The following is a 14,990-nucleotide window of genomic DNA, read 5'->3' on the forward strand; positions in this document are numbered from 1 at the left end:
TCTATATTCCCCAGGCTTTCAGCTTGTTGCCGTGATAGTCGATGATGCCTCTGATGACATAGACGTCTTTTTCGCCAGACTTCCCGGTTTTCTCAAGTGCCACCCGCCATCGACCACGTCCCGTTCCGCTATCCAGTTGCGGTAGATCAACATAGGTGTAATTGCCGATTTTTTTTCGGCTGACGCGGCCTGCTTGAATATCCTGAATGATTTCTTCAACTTTGTTTTTTGCACTGATCGGCATCAGCGCCAGTTGAGCATCTGCCAGTTCATCTAATGTCACGATGTTGATCGCGGTGTCGCTGGACGCAGAGGTTTCTGGAGTGGGCGGTGTTCCAGGCTTGCGGGGTGGTTTTTCAACTTTGTGCGTGGGCACGCGTGACGGTGAAAACTCCAGCGGCGTTGAAAACTGCGGGATGTTTTTTTCAAACGTCACGATGCTGATACTGTCGACGACGTTCAGGCCCGCATTCGCTTCAGTCGCATCACCGTAAGACAAGACAATATAGGGAATACCGGATTTCTTGAATTCATCGGAAAAAGAAACGACGCCCAGGGTGTTGAGAAGCTCTGCTCGCTTTTCGATCCTGAATTGTTCCAATGCTTTTTTTATCTCTGGGGCAGACAGTAGGCGCTTCAATGCATCCTCGGGTTTTATGTTGTTATCGGATGCTATTTTTCCGAGAATTGTCCGTCGCCCTTTTTCGTCGAGGAACGCATTGAGCGTATTGTTTTTCCAAGTGGACAGCTGGAATTTCTGGTCGAATTTATTAAGGTTGTTCAGCTGTTTTTGGGTGAAGGCATAGCCTACAAATTGCGCCCCGGTGTCGTGATCGATAGCGCTGATCGATGCCCGGATGTGTTTTGAGAAGTCGTCATTTTTCCCAATCAACCGCTTTATTCTCAGGAAGAGTTTTTCCATCTCCGTGGGAGAGAGCGTCAGATAGTTGGAGAGGAGTTCGGTAGTCTTGTTCAAGTGCAGGTAGATGTTCGCGTCGAACCTAAGCTCCAACAGCGTGTTGCGTAATACTGGCGTATGGGGCACGTCGTAGTCACCCGAAACGATACGGCGAAAAGTGACCTCGTCGACCCTTAGCCGTTCGAGTGCTTGATCACGTAGCTTTTGTTTCTGCGGACCACTGAGCGTCTTGATGGCTTCTGCGTATTGTTGATATTCCGTAGAGGATGTATAGACGCCGAGTGCCCGGGTCAGATCGTCATCCAGTTGCTGTTCAGCGGTGAGTGGCCGCAGCGCGCTCAACACCGGTCCTCCTCCTCTTGTCGTGCGTTCAAAGCGAGGCTTCCAACTTTTGGCGTCGCCTGGTACTACCATAAAGTCCGTTTTAAGGCCGAGCGGGTCTTTGACATAGCGCGCGCCATCCTCGACATAGGATGGGTAGAGGTAATAGCGACCGTCATCCGCTCGCATGGCAATGAATTGGTTGTTGCGACTGTCGATAAAACTGGGCGCGCCCAGACTGCGTGACAACCTGTAATGATGCGTTTGTGCAAACGCCTCCACGTCAAACAGCGCGTCGATGCTAGTCGGTAACCGGTACTCTGCGACATTGACCCAGGCGGGGTCCAACGGTCGGATGGAGGTCTTTGCAACCTTGATACGGGTGATGCGCGCACCAGCGCGTTTACCCAGCAGCCCTGGGATACGGCGCCCCAATGTTTGCGCCCTGCCCGCACCTGCGACGACAGTGCGATGCAGTAGCGTGTGCACGGTCTTGACCATCAACAGATCGACCAGAAAGTCGGCAATTTCAACCCCGTACACAAAGGCATTCACCCCTGACTCCCATGCAATGTCCGCGTTGCTGCGCGAGCGGTAATCGGCATGCGCCAGCTGAAAGCCAAGTTGCGCTGAATACAGATAGTCCTGAAGATCGCCGGTGACGAGGCTCAAGGTATAGCGATTGGCACTGCGTGATTCGCTGAAGATTCGTGCAAGCTCTTCAGCATCTTGCGTGGCCATCCGCAGGGTGAAATAGGTGCGCCATTGCGGCTTTGCCTTGAGTGCATCCAACTCTCCGAGGCCAGTCACGAGTTCCCGGAAGGAGGCGTTATCCGGCGCATCCGGGGTGTAGAGGACACAGACTCCGCCCGGCTTTGTGTTTTTTCGCTGGATGATCAGCACGCCGTTGATGACCTGCCCCCCGCGCCCCCCCTCCAGCTCACTGCCCATCACCAACAGATGGGCCTCGATATCGAACGAGCCAACCTGAGGCCGGGTTTTCGGATCGGGAAAGTGGGTGATTGCACGTATCCAGTCAAACCCACTGCCGGGCGTCTTGAATGTGAAAAGGTCAGAAACTGCAGGGTTCAAACGGCTCTCAAGGGCCTCTTTGCGCATTTTTTCCGCACTCGCTCGCTGCCAGGCCGTGGCGAAGGCGCGACCTTCGCCGCGTTGAGAGAAAGCTGATCTGAGGTACTCGTCATATTTTTTGCCAATATCGGCCTCATGGGCCAACGCCCGTAAATCCGTATCGCTGAGTCTGCCGATTTTTTTCCCTGTGCTGTCGAATAGGTTGGCTGTGGCGGTGATCATTCTATGTACTTCATGTATCGACCACGGATCGACGTTACGCCGTGCGTAACTTGCCAATGTACGCAGATCCACCACAACCTTGGTTTTCCATTTACCCTTTGTCAGTGTCCGCCGGCTCAGAAAGAGCGGGATGTCGATGCTCGGGTCTTCGCTGATATACACCGTGTCGGCATGTTCATCACGATAACCCGTCACCTCGACGTCCATAGAAGAGGTAACGCGCAGTCTTACCAGGCTGTCGTAGGGGGACAGTTCAACATTGGCATATTCGGGTTTTTGTCGTTTCAGTACCCTGCTGACTTCGTCCTCTGAAAAAGAGGTCAATGGCAAAGTCTTCTCAAGCAGCGGCATGAGCGTGTCATAGCTTGCAACCATTGCTGCTTCATGTTGCCGATACTGGGACTGATCCTGCGAGCTGGCAGCCTTCAACCAATCCGGTTCGTGCGGCTTGACCAACAGCAGGTTGCGGGCTGCAAGGGCTGTGGATGCATCCAATCGCGGTGCCAGGTGTGCGGCGTAGTCAAGTTCGCCGGCCAACGGTAACGTCGGCTTGCGCAGGAGTGCCCGGGTATTGAAGTATTGTCGCACTCGCAACGAGCGAACGCTGTCGGCAATGACATCGGCTTCAATCACCGGCGGATCGGCTGCCAGCCTGGGTACACCGCTCAATGTTTCGAGCGCTGCTACCGGCAGGGAAGCGGCAAGCAGCGTGCGTGCCGATTCGTTCTCACGAAGCCGGGTCTCCACACACTCATTCAACTGTCTCAGATTGTCATATTCTTCAAACCCTGCGCCTGGCGTGTAAAGCAAAACGCTACCCGTTGTCGGCGTTGCCACGGTGCTGCTCAGGATGAACGCACTGGCGAATTCACTGCCGTCCGCCAGCGTCAGACGGAACACGCCAGGCCTTAGTTCGGGGACGAAAGCCAATTCCCGTGCTTCTGCGCTCGGGTATTTCAATACAGTGTCTGCCAGCGTTCGCCCTTCGGCTGACAGCGTGCCGTCCACTGTGCGTAATGCCAATTGATGGGCCAGCACTTGCCGTTGTATTGCAATCAGGCGCTCCTCGGTGTCGGGTTGAGCGTCTTTTTTAGCCCTCCAGAACTCGTTGAGTTTTACCGTAAAGGCAATTTCCAATGCGCTGGCCAGTGTCGTTATAGGCATACCCGCAGACAGGCGTTTGCCTGCTTCCAGTGTATGGGCCTCCCGATAGAAGGCGCCAGTCTCTTCGATGAGGTACGTATTGGCGTCCGGCGTGCGCAAATGGATAAGCAGCGATCCCAGCGGTTCGCTGCTCAGCAGTTGTGATTGCCCCTGCTCGGCTTCACGGTAACGCGTATAAAAAATTCGATTCGGATTGATCGGCCGGTTCAGCTCGGGAAACATAGCGGCCAGTTGAATCTGGTACACCGTCTCCAGGCTTGGTTGCTGCAGCAGCAGTTCGTCGGTTTGGGCATTGAGGCGGCCCAGTTCGCGAATAAGGTGCGCCTGTTGTTCGTCAGGGTTCTGGTTAGCTGGCGGCTCGACAGGCAAGGTCACTGGCCGTAAAGGATCATGTGCCAGGCGGCGGGCTTGGAGCTGCTTCGGATCGTCATTCGGCGATGTTTGAGTGGGCATGAGCATGTAGTACTCGTATAAGAGGCGTTGTGTGCTGCTACACAGCAAGCCCGGATGAGGGGGAACTCCAAGTCTAGGGTTGGCTGCGAGACACTTTGCGGTGCATGTGTGTGTGGGTTGAAAGCGTTCAAACGGCGCGCTGGAGGGCTTCCCGTTCAGTTGATTGCGGCTGATGTGCATGGGATCCTTGGTGACTTTTTCCAGGCGTAGATGTCATGTCCACCACAATCCGTATTGCCGCTGCCCTTTTGATCGGTAGCGATGGCCAGACTTTGCTGGTGCGCAAGCGCGGCACCCAGGCCTTCATGCAACCCGGCGGCAAGATTGACGCTGGCGAGCAGCCTGCCGAGGCCTTGGCCCGTGAGCTGCACGAAGAGCTGAACCTGCTTATCGAGCCAAGCGCTGCGGTCTATCTGGGGAAGTTTTCCGCACCTGCGGTCAACGAGCCGGGTTTCACCGTGGAAGCCGAGCTGTTCCAGGTGCAGATCGATGTGGCGGTCACGCCAGCTGCCGAGATTGAAGAAGTGCGCTGGATCGACCCGGCCGGTGACGGCGGCCTTCAATTGGCCCCGTTGACGCGGGACCTGATCCTGCCGTTTTACCGTGCCTCGCTGACGGCATGATCATTCGCCCGCTGGTGGTCAGCGATGCCGAGGCGTATCGGGCGTTGATGTTGGAAGCCTATGGCGTCTATCCCCAGGCGTTCACCTCCAGCGTGGCGGAGCGCGCAGCCATGCCGCTGAGTTGGTGGGAAAAACGCTTGAGCAGTCCGTTGGATTGCTTGCTCGGTGCGTTTGCCGGGGATGAACTGGCCGGCATTGTCGGCCTGGCGTTTGAGCCGCGCGAGAAGGCGCGGCACAAGGTGACCTTGTTCGGCATGTACGTGAATGCAGGCCACCAACAACAAGGCTTGGGCCGGAAACTGGTGGAAGCGGCACTGGATGAAGCGCGCAAACAGCCGCGCCTCAAAGTGATCCAGCTGACGGTCACCGCCGGCAATGACGCCGCCTTCGCCCTGTACCAACGCTGCGGCTTCATCCAATACGGCCTGGAGCCGCTGGCGGTGCGGGTCGGTGTGGATTATTTCGACAAGATCCACATGTGGCGCGAGCTGACGCGCTAGCGCACTGCGCTGACCCCATCCAGGGTGGAAAACGACGTGTCCTTGGCCGTCAGCAGGAAGTCGCGCATGTAGGGCGCATCCAGCATGTCCGCACGAATCCCGGCATACAGCGTGGCAAACAAACCTTTTTCACCCAGGCGCTTGGCCTTCACGTAGCCACGCGAGCTGTACTCATGCAGCGCCCAATGGGGCATGCCGCACACGCCACGGCCGCTGGCCACCAGCTGCATCATCATCACCGACAGCTCGGACGTACGCACCTGCGCCGGTTCCACATCGGCGGGTTCGAGGAAGCGGGTGAAGATATCCAGGCGGTCGCGTTCCACCGGGTAGGTGATCAGGGTTTCGGTCAACAGGTCTTCGGGCACGATGTACGCCTTGGTTGCCAGCGCATGCTGGTTGGCGACGGCGAGCATGGCTTCGTAGGTGAACAGCGGCACGTAGGTGATGCCTGGCAGTTCCAGCGGGTCGGAGGTCACCACCAGGTCCAGGTCACCACGGGCCAGCGCCGGCAGCGGCGCGAAGGCGAAGCCGGAGGCCAGGTCCAGCTCGACCTCCGGCCAGGCATCGCGGAACTGGTCGATGGTCGGCATCAGCCACTGGAAGCAGCTGTGGCATTCGATTGCCATGTGCAGGCGTCCGGCGGTGCCGCCTGCCAGTCGCGCTATGTCACGCTCGGCGCCGCGCAGCAGCGGCAGGGTGGCGTCGGCCAGTTGCAGCAGGCGCAGGCCGGCGCTGGTGAAGCGCAGCGGCTTGGTTTTGCGCACGAACAGCGGCATGCCCAGGCGCTCTTCCAACTCTTTGAACTGGTGCGACAGCGCCGACTGCGTCAGGTACAGGCGTTCGGCGGCTTCCACCAGGCTGTCGGCCTCGCGTAACGCGTGCAGGGTCTTGAGGTGACGGATCTCGAGCACGGGCTCTCCATGAATATAATTTGTGACGAATTCGAATGGCGTGAGTTTGTCTCATGTTGGCCTGCCTGTCGATAAGCAGGTCGACAATGACCGCTGGGCACTCTTCATCAAACTGTCACGCAACTGTGGCAGCGCGCTTGAACAAACTTCATCAGACTCGCGCTCTACTGGGGTTCTGCGTTTCGGTGTTTTTCATGCGCGTGTTGCTTTTACTGGCCGCTCTATTGTTCGGCCTGCCGTCTTTTGCGGCTTCTCGATGTGACGTCAATGTCCCGACCCAAACGGTCGACCTGGCTCAGGTGAGCATCGCCTACCAGAGCATCGGCCGTGCGTCCGACCCGGCGTTGCTGCTGGTGATGGGCCTGGGCGGGCAGTTGATCCACTGGCCGGATGAAGTGGTGGTCGCCCTGTGCCAACAGGGTTTTCGGGTGATCCGCTACGACAACCGTGATGTCGGCCTGTCCACCTGGCGCCAGGCACCGGCCAACGCCAACCTGACCTTTGAAGTGCTGCGCTACAAGCTCGGCCTGCCGGTGGCGGCGCCTTACACGCTGACCGACATGGCTGATGACGCCGTCGGCTTGATGGACGCGTTGCAGATCCAGCAATTCCACGTGCTCGGCGCGAGCATGGGCGGCATGATCGCCCAGCACCTGGCGGCCATGGCGCCGCAGCGGGTCGAGAGCCTCACGCTGATCATGACCAGCTCCGGTGCCGAAGGCTTGCCGGCGCCGAATGCGGCGTTGGTGCAACTGCTGTCACGGCGCAGCGCGCCGAGCCGTGAAGTGGCGCTGGAGCAGCAGGCCGATCTGCTGGCGGCCCTGGGCAGCCCGAACGTGACGGATGACCGCCAGGCGCTGTTGCACCAGGCGGCGCTGTCCTACGACCGCGCCTTCAACCCGGACGGCGTGAAGCGCCAGATCATGGCGATCCTTGCCGAACCCAGCCGCGTACCGTTGCTCAACCAACTGCGCGTACCGACCCTGGTGGTGCACGGCACCGCCGACCCGCTGTTGCCGGTGATGCACGGCGTGCACCTGGCGGCGCATATCCAGGGCAGCCAGTTAAAGCTGATTCCCGGCATGGCCCATCGTTTCCAGGAAGCGTTCAAGGCGCCGCTGCTGACGGCGGTGTTGCCGTACCTGCAAGCCCATCGCGAAGACGCGGCGCATTGGGCGCAGATTGACCTGGGCGAGCCTTCGAAGGTCTTGTGACATTGGTGTATCGTGCAACCTTTGTGGCCCATTTGCGCCTGCGAGGTTGCCTGTCATGAGTACTCCCCTGAAAATCGATTTCGTCAGCGACGTGTCCTGCCCCTGGTGCATCATCGGCCTGCGCGGGCTGACCGAGGCCCTCGACCAACTGGGCGCCGACGTCCAGGCCGAGATCCATTTCCAGCCGTTCGAGTTGAACCCGAACATGCCTGCCATCGGTCAGAACATCGTTGAGCACATCACCGAAAAATACGGCTCCACCGCCGAGCAATCCCAGGCCAACCGTGAACGTATCCGCGACCTGGGCGCCGGGTTGGGCTTCGCGTTCCGCACTGACGGCCAAAGCCGCATCTACAACACCTTCGACGCGCATCGCCTGTTGCATTGGGCCGGGCTGGAAGGCTTGCAGTACAACCTCAAGGAAGCGCTGTTCAAGGCCTACTTCACCGATGGCCAGGACCCGTCCGATCACGCCACCCTGGCGATCATCGCCGAAAGCGTCGGCCTGGATATCCAGCGTGCGGCCGAGATTCTCGCCTGCGATGAATACGCCGCTGAAGTGCGCGAGCAAGAGCAACTGTGGATCTCCCGTGGCGTGACCTCGGTGCCGACCATTGTCTTCAACGATCAGTACGCCGTCAGCGGCGGTCAGCCGGCGGAAGCCTTTGTAGGGGCGATCCGCCAGATCATCAACGAAGCGAAAAACTAAAGCCGATCACGGTTCAAAATGTGGGAGCGGGCTTGCTCGCGAATGCAGTGTGTCAGCCAAGTATTCAATGACTGACACACCGCATTCGCGAGCAAGCCCGCTCCCACATTGGTCAGTCACCGTCTTCAAGAGTTGTGCTGGCCCGCCCCTTGCATTGACCCCCTAAAGCCTTAGGGGACACTGCCTTGAATATTCTTGACCTCGACCACAGCCTCACCGGCCAGGCACCGATTGCCCGGCGTCTGGCCAGCGGCCGTGCCACGCGTATCGACCTGCTGGACCTGGGCCCCAAGCTGCGCCTGTGGTCCACCGAAAAAACCTGGAAGCGCTTCGCCGAACGCCTCGCCCAACGGCCCCGGCCCACCGATGCGCGCCCGGAAATCCTGTTTGTCGGTTCCGGTGACTATCACCACCTCACCCCGGCCTTCCTCGCCGACCTGAAAGAACCCATCAGCCTGATCCACTTCGACAACCACCCCGACTGGGTGCGCTTTGCGCCCAAGCGTCATTGCGGATCGTGGGTCAATCGCGCGCTGAAGATGCCGGCGATCAAACGTATCGTCACCCTCGGCCCTTGCAGCGATGACCTGCACAACCCGCAACTGCGCGGTGGCAACCTTGGGGCGCTCAAGCGCGGGCACTTGCAGCTGTTTCCCTGGCAGCATCCACCGTCGAAAGTCTGGGGCCGGGTAGGGGACGGCGCCGGTCACCAGCAGCAGGAAAATCACCTGTACTGGCGCAACCTGGCCGAGCTGGATTGGGCGCAATTCCTCGAGCAGATGATCACCAGCCTGCCCACCGAAGCGATCTGGATCACCATCGACAAAGACGTGCTCGCCAGCGAAGACGCGGCCACCAACTGGGACCAGGGCGGCATGCGCCTGACCCATCTGCTGCAAGCCCTGCGGGCCTTGGCTGCGCGTAAACGCATCATCGGCATCGACGTGTGCGGCGAGTTCGCCACGCCCGCCTTCAGCAATGCGTTCAAGCGTTGGGAAGCCAAGTCCGACCAGCCACCGCCCGAGCGCTGGAGCGCGGAAGATCTGCAGCGTAATGCGGCCACCAATGAAGCCCTGATCGACCTGTTTGAGGAGCTGTTCCCGTGACGTTGACCGTGGTGTTGCTGGTGGCGTTTTCCATTGTGCTCGATGTGATCGGCCAGTTGTGTTTCAAGATCGGCCTGGACCGGTTGCCCGAGTTGGACGGCGGTTTTCGCCTGAATGCGTTCTGGGGCCAGGTGTTCAATGCGCCGTTGCTGTGGGCCGGGATCGGTGCCTATGCCATTGAGTTCTTCGTGTGGCTCGAAGCCTTGTCCCGTGCACCCTTGAGCCTGTTGTTCCCGGCTGCGGCGCTGGCCTATTGCGGCGTGGTGCTGGCGGGCAAGGTGGTGCTGGGCGAAACCGTCAGCCGCCGCCGTTGGCTTGGCACGCTGGTGATCACCTTGGGTGTGATGTTGGTGGCGATTGCAGGGAGTCAGGCATGAGTACGCAAACCATGAATAACGGATGGCTGCATGGGCGCCTCGGCACGGTGGTGCTGTGGGCCTTGTTGATCTGTACCGAAAGCGCTGGTCAGCTGTTTACCAAAGTGGCGGGCGATCAACTGGGGCAGATGGATTTGAGCTGGCAATGGCTGGCGGACGTGGCGCGCAACCCTGGGATTCTGGCGGCGATCGCCAGCTACATCGGCGCGTTTTTCGTGTGGATGCTGATCCTGCGGCGCAGCAGCCTGTCCCTGGCGTTTCCGCTGAGTTCACTGGTGTTTGTGGTGGTGTTGCTGGGGTCGTGGCTGGGGCTGGGGGAACATATCAGCCCGCTGCACTGGGTGGGGGTGGCGGTGATTATCGGCGGCATCGCCCTGCTGGCCGAAGGCGAAGAAAACTGATCACTTTGGTCTGGTTTGATTTGATTGTTGTGGTGAGCGGGCTTGCCTCGCGCGAGGCAAGCTCGCTCACCACAAAATCCCGGTTTTCAGCCCTAGTTGTTGCGGTGCGCTACCAGAAAGCCCAACCCGTGTGACACGGGAAGCTGCTTGACCCCCGCCTCACGCTGCTGCTCGGCAATCTCCCGATGAAACGCCTTCACTTGGGTCCAGTGCATCTTCGGCCGGTAGTGGTGCTCGGCGTGGTAGCCATTGTTCATCCAGATCAGGTTGTAGAGCACGCTGTAGGAACTCACGCCCCAGGCAATCGGCAGGTCCGGGTTGCCGCCGAAGTGTTCGTAGTAGCCATTGAGCGATGACAGGCACTGGCCCAGGTACCAGAACGGCAACAGCCACAACACCGCCTGCCAGTTGTAGAACGCCAGGGCGATATAGAACGCTACCGTCACGCCGATCTCAACCTTGACCCAGCGCGCATCTGCCGGGCGCTTGCGCTTCATCTCGTCGTAGAACGGCTTGGGATCGTCGCGGAAAAAACTCAGGAAAGTGTAAGCCCACGGATTTTCCGGCTGGCCATTGTGGCCGCGCTGGTAGATCGACAGCGGGTCGATGGTTTTACCGTCCGGGCCCGGCAGGTCGGCGTTGCCACGGTGATGGCGGTTGTGGATATCGCGGTAGAGCGTCTGGGAAAAGCCGATGGTCACCGACAGCAGCAGATCGAACGCCCGGTTCATCGCACGATGGGTGAAGTAGGCGTTGTGGATCTGGTTGTGGGAGATGCTGTTGATGCTCCACGACAGACTCACCGCGTAGACCAGCGCCAGGGGCACCAGCGCCCACCAGCTCAGGCTGTGGAACGCGGTGACCAGCCAGATGACAAAAGCGAAATGCGCCAGGCCCAGGGCGATGGGCACCAGGTCCCAGAGCGAGTGGTGCAGCAGGCGGTATGCGGGGCGAGCCATGAAGAGTGTCCTGGAAAAATGGATTCCAGGACCTCATTGCAAACCCCAGACCAACCTAATCGAACTTGTAGCTGATGGCCGTCTGCACCTGGCCCTGGTTCACGTCGCCGGTCTGCCGCACGATGCTGCTGTCGGCCGCCGAGCCGACCAGGTGAACCCAGCTGGCGCTGGTCAGCAGCGACCATTTTTCGGCCAGGGGAAACTCGAAACTCTGGGTCAGCGTCAGGTTCTGGAAGCCGCCGCTGGCGTTGTAGGGGCGAAAGCCGGTGGCGGCGGCCTCGTTGTCATCCACGCCGAAAAACGTGTTGGTCTTGCGCGCATCGGCGAAATGCGCGACCAGACCGCTGCTGCCGATAATCCCGCCACCCAGGGGGTAGCCCAGTTCGCCGCCGACTTTGCCCAGGGCACCGCTCTGCGAATGCCCCCCGCCCACGGCTTGCCCCAATTGCGCGTAGACCCGCCAGAAATCAGCCGGGGCGTATTGGATAAAACCACCGACTTCCGCCATGTCCGACACATTGCGCAGGCCCTGGAGATCGCCGTTGGACGTGCGGCCCGACAGGTAATTGATGTAGGGGCCGGCGGTCAGGCCCTGGGTGTTGAGCGCGCTCCAGGTCAGGCCGTCATCGGTGCTCAGGCTGACATCGCCCCAGTCCAGGTCGAAATAGGGCACGGGCCGCGTTTCGTAGCGGCTGCCGGTGGGGTCGTGGGGCTGGTAGCTGACGCCTGCGCCGACTTCGCCGGTGATACCGCCGGCCTGAGCCGCGCTAGAAACGCTCCAGAGGCCCAGTAAACCGGCCAGTGCAGCGCAAGTGATCCTCAACATGGTCACTGTTCCTTGATTGATTACGTGCGCATGAACGCGCAAAGCATCCTTTCCACGCAAGCACTCATCTTGTTTGTAGCAAGCTACAAAAATTGTAGCTCCTGCGACACAAATTGCCCGCCATGCCAGGCAAAGCCCCAGCCCCGCTGGCTGTTGGCCAGTTGGCACACTCCCTGCTCTACCCCTTGTTGCAAGCGCATACAGCGCGCTCCTCCAAGGTAAACAACGATGATCCACTGGCATATCGTGTGTGACTTCGACGGGACCATTACCCCCACCGATGTCATCGACAACGTCCTCCAACGCTTCGCCGGCCCCGAGTGGGAAACCATCGAACAGGAATGGCTGGATGGGCATATCGGTTCACGCGAATGCCTGAGCCGCCAACTGGCGCTGATCAAGGCGACGCCTTCCGAACTGCTGGCGTATTTCGACAGCGTCGAGATTGACCCGGACTTCCCGGACTTCGTCGACCACGTGATCGGCCTGGGCGCCTCCATCGAAGTGGTCAGCGACGGTATCGAGCAGGGCATCGCACGGATCCTGTCGCGCAACTACGTGACCTTGCTGCCGATCCTCGCCAACCGCCTGCGCCAAGTCGACCAGAACAGCTGGCGCATCGACTTCCCGTATTCCAGCGATGCCTGCCGCGCCGCCTCCGGCAACTGCAAGTGCAAGTCCACGCCGCGCAACAAGCGCGTGCTGGTGATCGGCGACGGCAAGTCGGACATGTGCGTGGCGTCCACCGCCGACTTCGTGTTCGCCAAGGGCAGCCTCGCCAAGTACTGCGAAGCCAACCACATTCCTCACGCACGCTTCGACACCTTTGCCGAACTGCCTGCGCTGCTGGCCCGACTGCCACAAGGCATCGCCGCCAACGCCACCTCCTTTACTGCTGCTGACAATCAGGAACTCTTCCACCATGTCTGATATCCGTATCGCTACCGCCGAAGACCAGATCCTTCTGGATAAAGAAGCCAAATACTGCTCCTACGGCGACACCGTCCACTACATTGAGCCGCCGCGCATTTTCAGCCGTTGCGAAGGCTCCTACGTGTGGGACACCGAAGACCAGGCCTACCTTGACCTGCAGATGTGGTACTCGGCGGTCAACTTCGGCTACGCCAACCCGCGCCTCAACAACGCGCTGAAACAGCAGATCGACACCCTGCCGCAGATCGCCAGCCAGTACCTGCACAAGGGCAAGATCGAGCTGTCGGAAATGATCGCGGTCGACGCCAAGAAGAAATTCGGCCTCGACGGTCGCGTGCACTTCAACGTCGGCGGTTCGCAGTCCATCGAAGACTCCCTGAAGGTGGTGCGTAACGCCACCAACGGCAAGAGCCTGATGTTCGCCTTCGAAGGCGGCTACCACGGGCGTACCCTCGGCGCGTCGTCGATCACCTCCAGTTACCGCTACCGTCGGCGCTACGGCCACTTCGGCGAGCGCGCGCAGTTCATCCCGTTCCCGTATCACTTCCGTGGCCCTAAAGGCATGACCAAGGAAGAGTACGGCAGCCACTGCGTGCAGCAATTCGCCCGCCTGTTCGAGACCGAATACAACGGTGTGTGGGACCCGAAAGTCGGTTCCAGCGAATACGCTGCGTTCTACGTCGAGCCGATCCAGGGCACTGGCGGCTACGTGATCCCGCCGATGAACTTCTACCGTGAGTTGAAGCATGTGCTGGATCAGCACGGCATCCTGATGGTCTCCGACGAGATCCAGATGGGCTTCTACCGCACCGGCAAACTGTGGTCGATCGAGCACTTCGACGTGCAACCGGACGTGATTGTGTTCGGCAAGGCGCTGACCAACGGCCTCAACCCACTGGGCGGCATCTGGGCCCGTGAAGAGTTGATCAACCCGAAGATCTTCCCACCTGGTTCGACCCACTCCACCTTCGCCTCCAACCCGTTGGGCACGGCAGTAGGCCTGGAAATGTTCAAGATGACCAACGAAGTCGACTACGGCGCGATGGTCATGGCCAAGGGCAAGTTCTTCCTCGAAGGCCTGCAAGACCTGCAGAAGCGTTTCCCGATCATCGGCGACGTCGACGGCCTGGGCTTGGCCCTGCGTTGCGAAATTTGCGGCCCGGATGGTTTCACGCCGGACAAGGCGACCCTGGACTACATGGTCGAAGAAGGCATGAAGGGCGACATGGTGGTGGACGGCCAGAAACTCGGTTTGATCCTCGACGTGGGCGGTTACTACAAAAACGTGATCACCCTGGCACCGTCCCTGGAAATCAGCTACCCGGAAATCGAACTGGGCCTGAAGCTGCTTGAGCAACTGCTGGTGCGGGCGACCAACCGGTGAAAACGGCAGAGATCGACCTCGGTGAAGGTACTGCCGGCTTCGTTCTCGGTGATGGTCCGGTCGGGATCCTGTTGATCCACGGCCTGACCGGCACCCCGACGGAATTGCGCCAGGTCGCCAAGGGCCTGGCCAAGGTGGGCAATTGCACGGTGTACGTGCCCACCCTGGCCGGGCACTGCGGGGACAACAGCGACCTGCAAGCCACCGGCTGGCGCGACTGGTACGAAGGCGTGCGCAAGACGTTCGTCGGTGTGAAACAGCGCCATGAGCAGGTGTTTGTCGGTGGTTTGTCCATGGGCGCGGTGATGTCGATGTACGTGGCCGCCGAGCATCCTGGGCAAGTCGCTGGGCTGCTGATGTATTCCACCACTCTGAAGTACGACGGTTGGAGTATCAACAAGCTGGCGTTCCTCACGCCGTTGCTGATGAAAATCCCCTTCGGCGTGCACATCTGCCGCTTCGAAGAGAAGCCGCCGTACGGCATCAAGAATGAACGCCTGCGCGGCATCGTCGAGCGGCAGATGAAAGAGGGCGAGAGCAGCGAGGCGGGCTTGCTGACCATGGAGGGCATCACCGTGCGCGAGCTGCACCGGATGAACGCCGTGGTCAAGAAGCGCATGCCGCAGGTCAAGGTGCCGGCGTTGGTGTTGCACTCCATCGAGGACGACATCACCAGCCGTTGGAACGCTGACTATGTGGAACGCCACCTCGGTGGCCCGGTGACCAAGATCCTGCTGGACAACTGCTACCACATGATCACCGTCGACTTGCAATATCGCCGGGTGATCGAGTTGAGCGCGGAGTTTGTCGGGCAGCATGCCGAGTCCATTCCGGCCCCCCAAGATTATCGACAGCGGGCTTGAGCCTTAAGGA

The 14,990-nt window shown here is 59.8% G+C and carries 14 protein-coding genes; 10 read left to right on the forward strand and 4 right to left on the reverse strand.

The genetic code is table 11. From position 1 onward, the window contains the following. Position 1: 1 nt before the first annotated feature. Positions 2-4,177 carry a dermonecrotic toxin domain-containing protein gene (locus HX812_RS08445; protein ID WP_038842277.1) on the reverse strand — a complete coding sequence of 1,392 codons (4,176 nt, stop codon included), beginning with the start codon at positions 4,175-4,177 and terminating at the stop codon, positions 2-4. A gap of 209 nt (positions 4,178-4,386) precedes the next feature. Here HX812_RS08445 and HX812_RS08450 point away from each other — a divergent pair, with 209 nt between their 5' ends. Then, the gene (locus HX812_RS08450) at positions 4,387-4,794 is read left to right on the forward strand and encodes an NUDIX domain-containing protein (protein WP_038842280.1); all 408 of its coding nucleotides are present in this window, start codon (positions 4,387-4,389) and stop codon (positions 4,792-4,794) included. After that, positions 4,791-5,294, forward strand: coding sequence for a GNAT family N-acetyltransferase (locus HX812_RS08455; protein WP_038842282.1), 504 nt, complete (start codon positions 4,791-4,793; stop codon positions 5,292-5,294). The genes HX812_RS08450 and HX812_RS08455 overlap by 4 nt, the downstream gene beginning before the upstream one ends. Here the strand turns inward: HX812_RS08455 and metR are convergent. Further along, positions 5,291-6,208: a transcriptional regulator MetR gene (gene metR, locus HX812_RS08460; RefSeq protein ID WP_038842286.1), complete on the reverse strand. Its 918-nt coding sequence runs from the start codon at positions 6,206-6,208 to the stop codon at positions 5,291-5,293. The two genes, HX812_RS08455 and metR, sit on opposite strands and share 4 nt — an antisense overlap. A 194-nt stretch (positions 6,209-6,402) precedes the next feature. Between metR and HX812_RS08465 the strand changes: the two genes are divergently transcribed. The 5 genes from HX812_RS08465 (at position 6,403) to HX812_RS08485 (ending at position 10,015) form a co-directional block, all read left to right on the forward strand. After that, complete coding sequence (locus HX812_RS08465; RefSeq protein WP_038842288.1) at positions 6,403-7,422, forward strand: alpha/beta fold hydrolase; 1,020 nt, start codon at positions 6,403-6,405, stop codon at positions 7,420-7,422. A gap of 55 nt (positions 7,423-7,477) precedes the next feature. Next, positions 7,478-8,131, forward strand: a complete 654-nt coding sequence (locus tag HX812_RS08470; protein ID WP_038842289.1) for a DsbA family oxidoreductase — start codon at positions 7,478-7,480, stop codon at positions 8,129-8,131. 185 nt (positions 8,132-8,316) lie between these two features. Next, positions 8,317-9,237, forward strand: a complete 921-nt coding sequence (locus HX812_RS08475) for an arginase (RefSeq protein WP_016977489.1) — start codon at positions 8,317-8,319, stop codon at positions 9,235-9,237. Then, positions 9,234-9,614: a transporter gene (locus HX812_RS08480; RefSeq protein ID WP_010212789.1), complete on the forward strand. Its 381-nt coding sequence runs from the start codon at positions 9,234-9,236 to the stop codon at positions 9,612-9,614. The genes HX812_RS08475 and HX812_RS08480 overlap by 4 nt, the downstream gene beginning before the upstream one ends. Continuing rightward, complete coding sequence (locus HX812_RS08485) at positions 9,611-10,015, forward strand: EamA family transporter (RefSeq protein WP_033896394.1); 405 nt, start codon at positions 9,611-9,613, stop codon at positions 10,013-10,015. Before HX812_RS08480 ends, HX812_RS08485 begins: the two co-directional genes overlap by 4 nt. Positions 10,016-10,107: 92 nt before the next feature. Here HX812_RS08485 and HX812_RS08490 read toward each other — a convergent pair whose 3' ends face one another. Both HX812_RS08490 and HX812_RS08495 read right to left on the reverse strand, forming a co-directional pair. Continuing rightward, positions 10,108-10,974, reverse strand: a complete 867-nt coding sequence (locus tag HX812_RS08490) for a fatty acid desaturase (protein ID WP_038847820.1) — start codon at positions 10,972-10,974, stop codon at positions 10,108-10,110. Between the two features lie 55 nt (positions 10,975-11,029). Next, complete coding sequence (locus tag HX812_RS08495; RefSeq protein WP_038847821.1) at positions 11,030-11,800, reverse strand: MipA/OmpV family protein; 771 nt, start codon at positions 11,798-11,800, stop codon at positions 11,030-11,032. Positions 11,801-12,028: 228 nt separating this feature from the next. Between HX812_RS08495 and HX812_RS08500 the strand changes: the two genes are divergently transcribed. From HX812_RS08500 to HX812_RS08510, 3 genes are read left to right on the forward strand one after another with little or no spacing between them, the layout of a single operon-like run. Further along, on the forward strand, positions 12,029-12,730 hold the full coding sequence (locus HX812_RS08500) for an MtnX-like HAD-IB family phosphatase (protein WP_038847822.1): 702 nt from the start codon (positions 12,029-12,031) through the stop codon (positions 12,728-12,730). Beyond that, positions 12,723-14,117 carry an aspartate aminotransferase family protein gene (locus HX812_RS08505; RefSeq protein WP_016977483.1) on the forward strand — a complete coding sequence of 465 codons (1,395 nt, stop codon included), beginning with the start codon at positions 12,723-12,725 and terminating at the stop codon, positions 14,115-14,117. Before HX812_RS08500 ends, HX812_RS08505 begins: the two co-directional genes overlap by 8 nt. Next, complete coding sequence (locus HX812_RS08510) at positions 14,114-14,980, forward strand: carboxylesterase (RefSeq protein WP_033896398.1); 867 nt, start codon at positions 14,114-14,116, stop codon at positions 14,978-14,980. Before HX812_RS08505 ends, HX812_RS08510 begins: the two co-directional genes overlap by 4 nt. Positions 14,981-14,990 lie beyond the last annotated feature (10 nt).

This window comes from Pseudomonas sp. IPO3749 (assembly GCF_013386605.1).
In the GTDB taxonomy this organism is placed as follows: Bacteria; Pseudomonadota; Gammaproteobacteria; order Pseudomonadales; family Pseudomonadaceae; genus Aquipseudomonas; species Aquipseudomonas azotoformans_A.

Excerpts from the sequence above, each read along its gene's own strand:
- HX812_RS08445 (WP_038842277.1), bottom strand. The coding sequence starts at position 4,177 with ATGCTCATGCCCACTCAAACATCGCCGAATGACGATCCGAAGCAGCTC.
- HX812_RS08450 (WP_038842280.1), top strand. The coding sequence starts at position 4,387 with ATGTCCACCACAATCCGTATTGCCGCTGCCCTTTTGATCGGTAGCGAT.
- HX812_RS08455 (WP_038842282.1), top strand. The coding sequence starts at position 4,791 with ATGATCATTCGCCCGCTGGTGGTCAGCGATGCCGAGGCGTATCGGGCG.
- HX812_RS08465 (WP_038842288.1), top strand. The coding sequence starts at position 6,403 with ATGCGCGTGTTGCTTTTACTGGCCGCTCTATTGTTCGGCCTGCCGTCT.
- HX812_RS08470 (WP_038842289.1), top strand. The coding sequence starts at position 7,478 with ATGAGTACTCCCCTGAAAATCGATTTCGTCAGCGACGTGTCCTGCCCC.
- HX812_RS08485 (WP_033896394.1), top strand. The coding sequence starts at position 9,611 with ATGAGTACGCAAACCATGAATAACGGATGGCTGCATGGGCGCCTCGGC.
- HX812_RS08490 (WP_038847820.1), bottom strand. The coding sequence starts at position 10,974 with ATGGCTCGCCCCGCATACCGCCTGCTGCACCACTCGCTCTGGGACCTG.
- HX812_RS08495 (WP_038847821.1), bottom strand. The coding sequence starts at position 11,800 with ATGTTGAGGATCACTTGCGCTGCACTGGCCGGTTTACTGGGCCTCTGG.
- HX812_RS08500 (WP_038847822.1), top strand. The coding sequence starts at position 12,029 with ATGATCCACTGGCATATCGTGTGTGACTTCGACGGGACCATTACCCCC.
- HX812_RS08505 (WP_016977483.1), top strand. The coding sequence starts at position 12,723 with ATGTCTGATATCCGTATCGCTACCGCCGAAGACCAGATCCTTCTGGAT.